Raw genomic sequence first — 8,129 nt, 5'->3', positions numbered from 1 at the left:
CAGCCTTGAAGCGTGTGGCTCAGCCGGAAGAGATCGCCCGTTCGGCGCTCTATCTTGCCTCCGACGCCTCGAGCTTCACCACCGGCACCGCGCTGTTTGCCGATGGCGGCGTGTCGATCAACCGGACGTGATCGGTTGGGCAAGACAACAAACATGCTCATCCGCTGAAATCTGGTACCACGGCCTTGCATTCCGGTCTGATTTGACGATTTGGTTTCCCGTCGAAAATCGGACCGGATCGATGCTGCTGATCAGAACCTATGTCGCCCAGAGCGCCATCGAAGGCGTCGGTGTTTTCGCCGCCGAGCCGATCAGGAAAGGCGCCTCGATCTGGCGGCTCGACCCGGATTTCGACCGGCTGATCCCAATGGAGAAATACGAGGCGGCGCCGCCGCATCTCAAGGAACTGCTCGACCGCTACGCCTATCCGAGCCCGGACAAGCCGGGTTTCATGGTTTATGAGGTCGACAATGGCCGCTTCATGAACCATGCCGAACGGCCGAACACCGATTTCTCGCAATATGGCGGCGCCACCGCCATCCGCGACATCGCCGTCGGCGAGGAAATCACCTGCGATTATGGCGAGTTCTTCGAGGATTTCGCCCGACTTCACCTGGCAATGGCCTGAGCACTGTGCCTGCAAGGCGCAGCCGCTCCGGCTTTTGATCGCGGTCCTGCAATCAACGGTGGACAGCGCGGCCTGATTCTGCTATCAGCCGCCACAATTCGCGGTGCAACCCACTGCGGAGGCATAGTGGCTATGGCTGCTTGCCTGTTGATTTCAAACCCGAAGACAGGATTGCACGTGCAGGTACTCGTCCGCGACAACAACGTTGATCAGGCGCTTCGCGCGCTGAAGAAGAAGATGCAGCGCGAAGGTATTTTCCGCGAAATGAAGATGCGCGGTCACTACGAGAAGCCGTCCGAGAAGCGTGCCCGCGAGAAGGCTGAAGCCGTGCGCCGCGCCCGCAAGCTGGCCCGCAAGCGCGCGCAGCGCGAAGGCCTGCTGCCGATGACTCCGCGCCCGGCCCCGGCCGGTGCTGCCGGCGCATCGCGCTCGCCGCGCTCATAACGCCAATTTTTCGTCCTTTTCGAAGGATACCGAGGGTGGCGCGATGCGGAATCGCCGCCACCTTTTTATTTATGCATTCGAGCCGGTTCGGAGAGGGAACGGACTGACGGCGCTGCGGCAGTGAGGACAAAGATGAACGCAATTTCCGTGGAGCGCAGAACCGCTTTTCGCGGCTTCGCCCTGACGGCGGCCCTGCTTTCGGGCCTGACGCTTGCAGCATGCCAGACGACGCCGACGGGCGAGTTCAACAACATCGACAAGGCGCAAGGGTCGACCGAGAACATCTCCTCGCTGTCGGCCGTGATCCAGCGCAACCCGCAGGATCCCGAGGGCTACAATGTGCGCGGCTCGGCCTATGGCCGCGGCGGCCAATACCAGGCTGCGCTCAAGGACTTCAACCAAGCCATCCAGCTCAATCCGAATTTCTACCAGGCCTATTCGAACCGGGCGCTCATCCAGCGCTTCCTCGGCAACCAGGAAGCAGCGCTTGCCGACTACAACCGCTCGATCCAGATCAATGCCAACTACGACGCCGCCTATATCGGCCGTGGCAATCTTTATCGAAAGGCGGGCCGCACCCAGGATGCCTTCAACGACTTCCAGAAAGCGATCCAGCTCGACACGACCGACGCCCGCGCCTACCACAATCGCGGCCTGATCTATCAGAGCCAGGGCCAGCACAAGTTTGCCATCGAGGATTTCTCGACCGCGATCTCGCTGGCGCCGGATGCCGCCGAGCCCTACAACGGCCGCGGCCTCTCCTATCTGGCGACGGGCGACGAGGACAACGCCTTCGCCGACTTCAACATGGCCATCAAGCTCGACGGCAAGAATGCCGAGGCCTGGGCCAACCAGGCGCTGATCTACGAGCGCCGCGGCGACAAGGTAAGGGCCGCCAAGTCGTATCGCGAGGCGATCCACCTCAATCCGAACTACCAACCGGCCAAGGACGGCCTGTCGCGCACCTCCGGCGCCGCCAGCTGATTCGAAGCGGCACCGACCGCTGCGCCACATGACGCCGAGCCGTCGCCGGGAGCGTATCCGTTGGACTGTACTCCGCTCCCAATCCCCGATAGCGATCCGTTAACTGCCGGCGGCAATGCGTTAACTCTTGCCATGTTCGCGCCAAGTTTTGGGCGGAACGCTCCGCGCACCTCGATCGTTAAATCGGGGCTAGTTTTCGAATTTTGCGAAAGGGACTTCCCCGATGATCAAGAAGCTTGTTTGTGCCGCGGCACTGGCCACCACGGTCCTCGCCTCCCCCGTCAGCGCCGGCGTGCTCCGGCTCGGCACGCTCGATTGCACCATCGACGGCGGCGTCGGCTATGTCATCACATCAAACAAGGGCGTGTCCTGCACCTTCCGCCCCTATCATCACGGGCCGTCCGAGCAGTACACCGGGATGATCTCCAAGCTCGGCGTCGATGTCGGCCAGACGCATCAGGGGCAGCTTGTCTGGGCGGTGCTTGCCGCCACGCGCAGCCATGATGCGGGCGATCTCGCCGGCAGCTACTACGGCGTCAACGCCGAGGCGAGCGTCGTGACGGGCGGCGGCGCCAACCTCCTGGTTGGCGGGCTGAACGGCGCCTTCATGCTGGAGCCGCTCAGCGTCCAGGCGCAGACCGGCGTCAACCTGGCCGTCGCGGTAGCCTCGCTGGACCTCGTCCACGCTTACAAGTGAAGCATTTTCATTCAGTCGCTCAATCAGCACGGATGCGGCTCGGGACACACGTTCCGGGCCGCATTCTCTTTTCGCCCGCTGACCATTTGCGCGTGAATTCGTGGCTCTGCCCGCAGCCGCGATATTGCTGAAAAATGCCTCTTGAGCTCAACCGCGCTTGAGGTTCTACAAGCCCTGCCGAACTGGATCTGGCGCTTCGTTCGAAAAGCGAATGAGGCTGCGAATGGCCTCAAGGAGATCGACGTGACGGCAGCAGGCGGCAACAAGGTTGGCGTAAACAAGGTGGACTGGCGGGCGCTGTGGGCAAGCGGCGACCTGGCGCGCTTCTGCTTCATCAGCCTGGGCATCCTGCTGCATGCCACCAACGAGACGATGGTGGCGACGGTGATGCCGGCCATGGTCGGCGAGTTGGCGGGCGTGCAGCTGGTCGGCTGGTCGCTGGCGATCTACGAGCTCGGCGCCATTGTCGCGGGTGCCGCGGCCGGGCGGCTGGTGAGCTATGTCGCGCTGCGCTCCAACATGATGGTCGCGGCCCTGCTCTACGCGGCCGGCGCGCTGATCTGCGCCACGGCACCGTCGATGTGGCTGTTCCTCGCCGGACGCCTCGTCGAGGGACTAGGCGGCGGCGCGCTCGTGTCGCTGGCCTTCGTCTCGGTCGAAAGGCTGTTCCCACGCAACATCTGGCCGCAGCTCTTCGGCATCATATCGGCGATCTGGGGCGTTGCCGCCTTCAGCGGACCGATGCTCGGGGCGATCATGACCGAGTTCCTGTCGTGGCGCTGGGCCTTCGGCATCTTCACCTTCGGCGGCGCGGCAATGGCCCTGGCGAGCTTCATCGTGCTCGACACGCCTGAGGCGACGAAGGCGCAGGCTGGTGCCGGCACGGTACCGGCCTTTCCCTATCCGGCGCTCGCCTGCCTCGCCGTCAGCGTGGTGCTGATCGCCGCCGCCGCCATCGACATTGCCCTGTTGCGCTCGTCGCTGCTGCTCCTCCTCGGCCTGATTGGCCTGGCGCTGTTCTTCCGCATCGATGCCCTCAGGCCCCGCTCGCGCCTCTTCCCCTCGCCTTTGTTCTCATGGCGCTCGCCACTCGGCAGCGGCATGACCATGGTCGCGGCATTTTCCGTGGCCACCTGCACCTTCGCCATTTACGGACCGCTGCTTCTGACCACGCTGCACGGCATTCCGTTGCTGACCACCGGCTACATCATCGCCGCCGAATCGATCGCCTGGTCGATCCTGTCGATCTTCGTCGCCAACGCGCCGCTCGAGCGTGAACGGGTGATCATCGTCATCGGCGCGCTGATGATCGCCTCCGGCCTCGCCGGCTTCGCCTACACCATTCCGGCCGGCTCGATCCCGCTGATCCTGCTCTGTGCCCTGCTGCAGGGCGGCGGCTTCGGCGTTTGCTGGCCGTTCCTGACGCGCGTCATCGTCGCTTCGGCCCGCGACGGCGAGCAGACGATCGCCTCGGCCGCCGTGCCGACCATGCAGCGCATCGGCTATGCGGTGGGCGCGGCACTTGCCGGCATCGTCGCCAACGCCAGCGGGTTTTCGGAAGGCCTGAACCGCGAAGCCGCCGCAGGCGTCGCCGGCTGGCTGTTCCTCGCCTTCGTGCCGCTTGGCATTCTGGGTTGTGTTGCCGCACTGAGGATCTCGTCGACGGCGAACCGGCCTCAACTGGCGGCGGGTTGACGTGCGGGCAAACGACGGCCGCGAGAGCAATTCCAGGAAAAGTGCGTGACGGTTTCCGTCCGGAATTGCGTCAAAACATAGAGATGGGGCGGGTCGCCGTTTGCGTGAAACGGTGATCCGCCCTGGCGGTCTCAAAGTGACGGAAGAACGCTGCGGATATGATTGGCGAACGCCTCGACCGCGGGCGATCGTTCGGAATCGGCAAAGGCGATCAGAATGCCAAGGCTGGGCAACGGCGGAAGGGGTGTGCCCAGAACGTGCAGGTCGGGCGGCACTGCCTCCTCGGTCATCACGCTGATCGCCAGCCCGGACCGCGCAACGGCAATCAGTCCGGCAAGGCTGTTGCTGGCGTAGGCAATCCTGTAGCGCAACCCGGCGCGGGCCATGGCCTCGCAGGCTGCCTTGTGGTCGATGGCATTCGACGCGGCCAATGCCAGCGGCACGGTGTCATCGAAATCGTAGAGGTCCAGGGCCGGCCTGCTGCCAACCCAGACCAGCCGTTCTGTGCGCACGACGCCCTGTGCATCGTCCGTATTCGGGCTGGAGACAACCGCCAGGTCAATCTGGCGTGAATTGAGAAGCGTCCGCAGTTCGACCGTCGGCGCCGAAACGACCTTGATCTCGACATCGGGATAGACGGTTCCAAAACTCTGCAGCAGCGCCGGAAAGAACGCACTCAAATAATCTTCGGGACTGCCGAAGATGATCGAGCCATGCAGCCCCTTCTCCGAGAACGCCGAAATCGCCTCGTCATGGATTTTGAGAATGCGATCGGCATAGGCCAGGAAGCGTTCGCCGCTGCCTGTCAGCCGGACGCCGCTGCCGCTGCGATGAAACAGGGCCTGGCCGAGGGCTTCCTCGAGCCGCTGTATCTGCATGGTGACCGCGGACTGCGTGCGGCCGACCTGTATGGCCGTCGCACTGAGGGTTCCCGAATGGGCCGCGCGCACGAATGTCGCGAGCAGTCGGAGGTCGAGTGGAGTCTGCATATCAATTCCATTGATATCCGCATCCAACCACTATCAATTTTACTGCATCAGCGCCAGCCGCTAACTTTTCCCCACCAACGCTTGCTGGAGCTGGAAGATGTCAAAAAACTTGGATCGCAGGTTCTGGGCCTCTGCGCAAAACCACCTCATACGCTATGGCGGCGCCTTCGAACCCGCCATCATCGAGCGGGCGGCGGGCTCGTTCGTCTACGACGCGGATGACAAGCCCATCCTCGACTTCACCTCCGGGCAGATGAGCGCGCTGCTCGGTCATGCTCATCCCAGGATCGTTTCGACGGTCAGCCGGCAGGTCGAGAAGGCCGCGCACCTTTTCAGCGGCATGCTGTCCCGTCCGGTGGTCGAGCTCGCGGAGCGCCTCGCGGCGCTGGCCCCGGGGCTCGACCGGGTGCTGCTGCTTTCGACGGGGGCCGAGTCGAACGAAGCGGCCATCCGGATGGCGAAGCTGGTGACCGGCAAGCACGAGATCGTCGCCTTCTCGAAAAGCTGGCACGGCATGACCGGAGCCGCGGCGTCGGCGACCTACAGCGCCGGCCGCAAGGGCTATGGGCCCGCGACGGTCGGTTCGCTCGCGATCCCCGCGCCCAACAGCTTCCGGCCTCGCTTCAAGAACGCCGACGGCTCCCTGGACTGGCTCACGGAACTCAACGATGGCTTCGATCTGATCGACAGCCAGTCGACAGGCAACCTTGCGGCCTTCGTCGCCGAGCCGATCCTGTCCAGCGGCGGCATATTGGAGCTGCCGCAGGGCTATCTGGCGGCACTCCAGCAGAAGTGCCGCGAGCGTGGCATGCTGCTGATCCTCGATGAGGCGCAGACCGGCATCGGCCGGACAGGAACCATGTTCGCCTTCCAAAGGGACGGCGTCACGCCTGACATACTGACGCTGTCCAAGACCATCGGCGCGGGCCTGCCGCTATCGGCCGTCATGACAACGGCTGACATCGAAGAGGCGGCGCACGACAAGGGTTTCCTGTTCTACACCACGCATGTCTCCGATCCTCTGCCGGCGGCCGTGGGCCTCGCGGTGCTCGACGTGGTTGAGGAAGAAAAGCTCGTCGAGCGGGCACAGTATTTGGGCGCGAGGTTGTTTGACGGACTGTCACGGCTGAAACAGCGATACGAATGTGTCGGCGACGTGCGCGGCCGCGGCCTCCTGCTCGGGGTCGAGATCGTCAAGGATCGCAAGGACAGGGTTCCTGACCATCAGCTTGGCGCCGCTATCGCGGCTGAGGCGTTCCGGCGCGGTCTCAGCATGAACATCGTCAAGCTTCCGGGAATGGGCGGCGTCTTTCGCATAGCCCCGCCACTGACCATCTCCGAGGAAGAACTGGATCTCGGCTTGAGGATCATTGCCGAGTCGATCGAAGCCGGGCTTGCCGCAAGCACGAGCCGTCCCGGTATCGCCGCGGAGTGAGCTTATCGAGGTTGGCCTGCCGGCGCGCTCAGCGCGCCGGGTCTCCGACGGACGAAAGCATTCAAACAACGATCGTCCGCAGCCGCTCGGCGATCAAGGCGGCGAGCCGCGCCGCCACCTCGTCCTTGCCCATCTCCGGCCACTCCTCGACGCCGGTGCGGGAGACGATGCGCACCTTGTTGCGGTCGCCGCCCATGACGCCCGACGGGCCAATGCCGCTCTCATGCGAGACGTCGTTGGCGACGATGAAATCGGCGCCCTTCTTCCTGAGCTTGGCCTCGGCATTGGCGATCAGGTCCTGCGTCTCGGCGGCAAAGCCGACGACAAGACCCGGCCGCTGGCTGTGGTGGCCAACGCCGGCCAGGATGTCGGGATTCTCGACCATTTGCAGCGCAGGCGGTCCCTCTCCGGCCACCTTCTTGATCTTCTCGCCGGCGGCATTCGCCGTGCGCCAGTCGGCGACCGCCGCGACGAACACCGCCGCGTCCGCCGGCAAAAGGTTTTCGACCGCATCCTTCATCTCGGCCGCGGTTTCGACATGCGTGGTCGTGACCCCGGCCGGGTCGGCGATGGTGACCGGACCGGAAACCAGCCGGACATCGGCGCCGAGCTTTGCCAGCGCCGCGGCGATCGCATGCCCCTGCTTGCCGGACGAGCGATTGGCGATGTAGCGCACCGGATCGATCGGCTCATGCGTCGGCCCCGAGGTGACGATGATCCTGCGGCCCGAAAGCGGCTTCGGCTTCTCATCGAGCATGGCCTCAATGGCCGCGACGATCTCCAGCGGCTCGGCCATGCGGCCCTCGCCGGCCTCGTTGCTTTCCGCCATCTCGCCCCTGGCGGGGCCGACAAAGGCGATGCCGTCCTTCTGCAAGGTCACCCGGTTGCGGCGCGTCGCCGGATGCGACCACATTTTCGGATTCATCGCCGGCGCCATCAGCACCTTCTTGTCGGTGGCCAAAAGCACCGTCGAGGCGAGGTCGTTGGCATGGCCGTTGGCGAGCTTCGCCATCAGATCGGCGGTGGCTGGCGCCACCACAAGCAGGTCGGCCTCGCGCGACAGTCTGATATGGCCGACATCGTGCTCGTCATTACGGTCGAACAGCTCGGTGAAGACGTGATCGGCCGAAAGCGCGCCGACCGAGAGCGCGGTGATGAATTCCTGCGCCGCGGCCGTCATGACAACCCGGACGGAAGCACCCCGCTCGCGCAAGCGCCTGATCAGGACGAGCGCCTTGTAGGCGGCGATGCCGCCGC

9 protein-coding genes are annotated in these 8,129 nt (G+C 64.4%); 7 read left to right on the top strand and 2 right to left on the bottom strand.

Going from position 1 to position 8,129, the window contains the following annotated elements:
• The 6 genes from EOA29_RS17715 to EOA29_RS17690 all read left to right on the top strand — a co-directional run.
• A partial coding sequence (locus EOA29_RS17715) for an SDR family oxidoreductase (protein ID WP_127221211.1) occupies positions 1-131 on the top strand: 131 nt, incomplete at its 5' end.
• Between the two features lie 110 nt (positions 132-241).
• Positions 242-628 carry an SET domain-containing protein-lysine N-methyltransferase gene (locus EOA29_RS17710; protein ID WP_126092083.1) on the top strand — a complete coding sequence of 129 codons (387 nt, stop codon included), beginning with the start codon at positions 242-244 and terminating at the stop codon, positions 626-628.
• A gap of 177 nt (positions 629-805) precedes the next feature.
• The gene (gene rpsU / locus EOA29_RS17705; RefSeq protein WP_027165252.1) at positions 806-1,072 is read left to right on the top strand and encodes a 30S ribosomal protein S21; all 267 of its coding nucleotides are present in this window, start codon (positions 806-808) and stop codon (positions 1,070-1,072) included.
• Between the two features lie 132 nt (positions 1,073-1,204).
• Complete coding sequence (locus EOA29_RS17700; protein WP_126092082.1) at positions 1,205-2,056, top strand: tetratricopeptide repeat protein; 852 nt, start codon at positions 1,205-1,207, stop codon at positions 2,054-2,056.
• Between the two features lie 223 nt (positions 2,057-2,279).
• Positions 2,280-2,753, top strand: a complete 474-nt coding sequence (locus tag EOA29_RS17695; RefSeq protein WP_126092081.1) for a DUF992 domain-containing protein — start codon at positions 2,280-2,282, stop codon at positions 2,751-2,753.
• Positions 2,754-2,996: 243 nt separating this feature from the next.
• Positions 2,997-4,448: an MFS transporter gene (locus EOA29_RS17690; protein WP_127221210.1), complete on the top strand. Its 1,452-nt coding sequence runs from the start codon at positions 2,997-2,999 to the stop codon at positions 4,446-4,448.
• Between the two features lie 131 nt (positions 4,449-4,579).
• Here EOA29_RS17690 and EOA29_RS17685 read toward each other — a convergent pair whose 3' ends face one another.
• Complete coding sequence (locus EOA29_RS17685; RefSeq protein WP_126095764.1) at positions 4,580-5,437, bottom strand: LysR family transcriptional regulator; 858 nt, start codon at positions 5,435-5,437, stop codon at positions 4,580-4,582.
• Between the two features lie 97 nt (positions 5,438-5,534).
• Here EOA29_RS17685 and EOA29_RS17680 point away from each other — a divergent pair, with 97 nt between their 5' ends.
• A complete protein-coding gene (locus tag EOA29_RS17680) occupies positions 5,535-6,872 on the top strand; it encodes an aspartate aminotransferase family protein (protein WP_126092079.1) in 1,338 nt (445 codons plus the stop codon).
• Between the two features lie 61 nt (positions 6,873-6,933).
• On the opposite strand, the gene coaBC is transcribed toward EOA29_RS17680, so the two are convergent.
• Positions 6,934-8,129: bifunctional phosphopantothenoylcysteine decarboxylase/phosphopantothenate--cysteine ligase CoaBC (coaBC, locus tag EOA29_RS17675; RefSeq protein WP_127221209.1), on the bottom strand; the 1,196-nt coding region annotated here is incomplete at its 5' end.

It is taken from the genome of Mesorhizobium sp. M1E.F.Ca.ET.063.01.1.1 (assembly GCF_003998155.1).
Taxonomy (GTDB): domain Bacteria; phylum Pseudomonadota; class Alphaproteobacteria; order Rhizobiales; family Rhizobiaceae; genus Mesorhizobium.
This window is presented reverse-complemented; position numbering and strand designations above follow the sequence as displayed.

Bases quoted from the DNA above. Each gene is read 5' to 3' on its own strand.
- EOA29_RS17695 (WP_126092081.1), top strand. From the start codon at position 2,280: ATGATCAAGAAGCTTGTTTGTGCCGCGGCACTGGCCACCACGGTCCTC.
- EOA29_RS17710 (WP_126092083.1), top strand. From the start codon at position 242: ATGCTGCTGATCAGAACCTATGTCGCCCAGAGCGCCATCGAAGGCGTC.
- EOA29_RS17685 (WP_126095764.1), bottom strand. From the start codon at position 5,437: ATGCAGACTCCACTCGACCTCCGACTGCTCGCGACATTCGTGCGCGCG.
- EOA29_RS17700 (WP_126092082.1), top strand. From the start codon at position 1,205: ATGAACGCAATTTCCGTGGAGCGCAGAACCGCTTTTCGCGGCTTCGCC.
- EOA29_RS17680 (WP_126092079.1), top strand. From the start codon at position 5,535: ATGTCAAAAAACTTGGATCGCAGGTTCTGGGCCTCTGCGCAAAACCAC.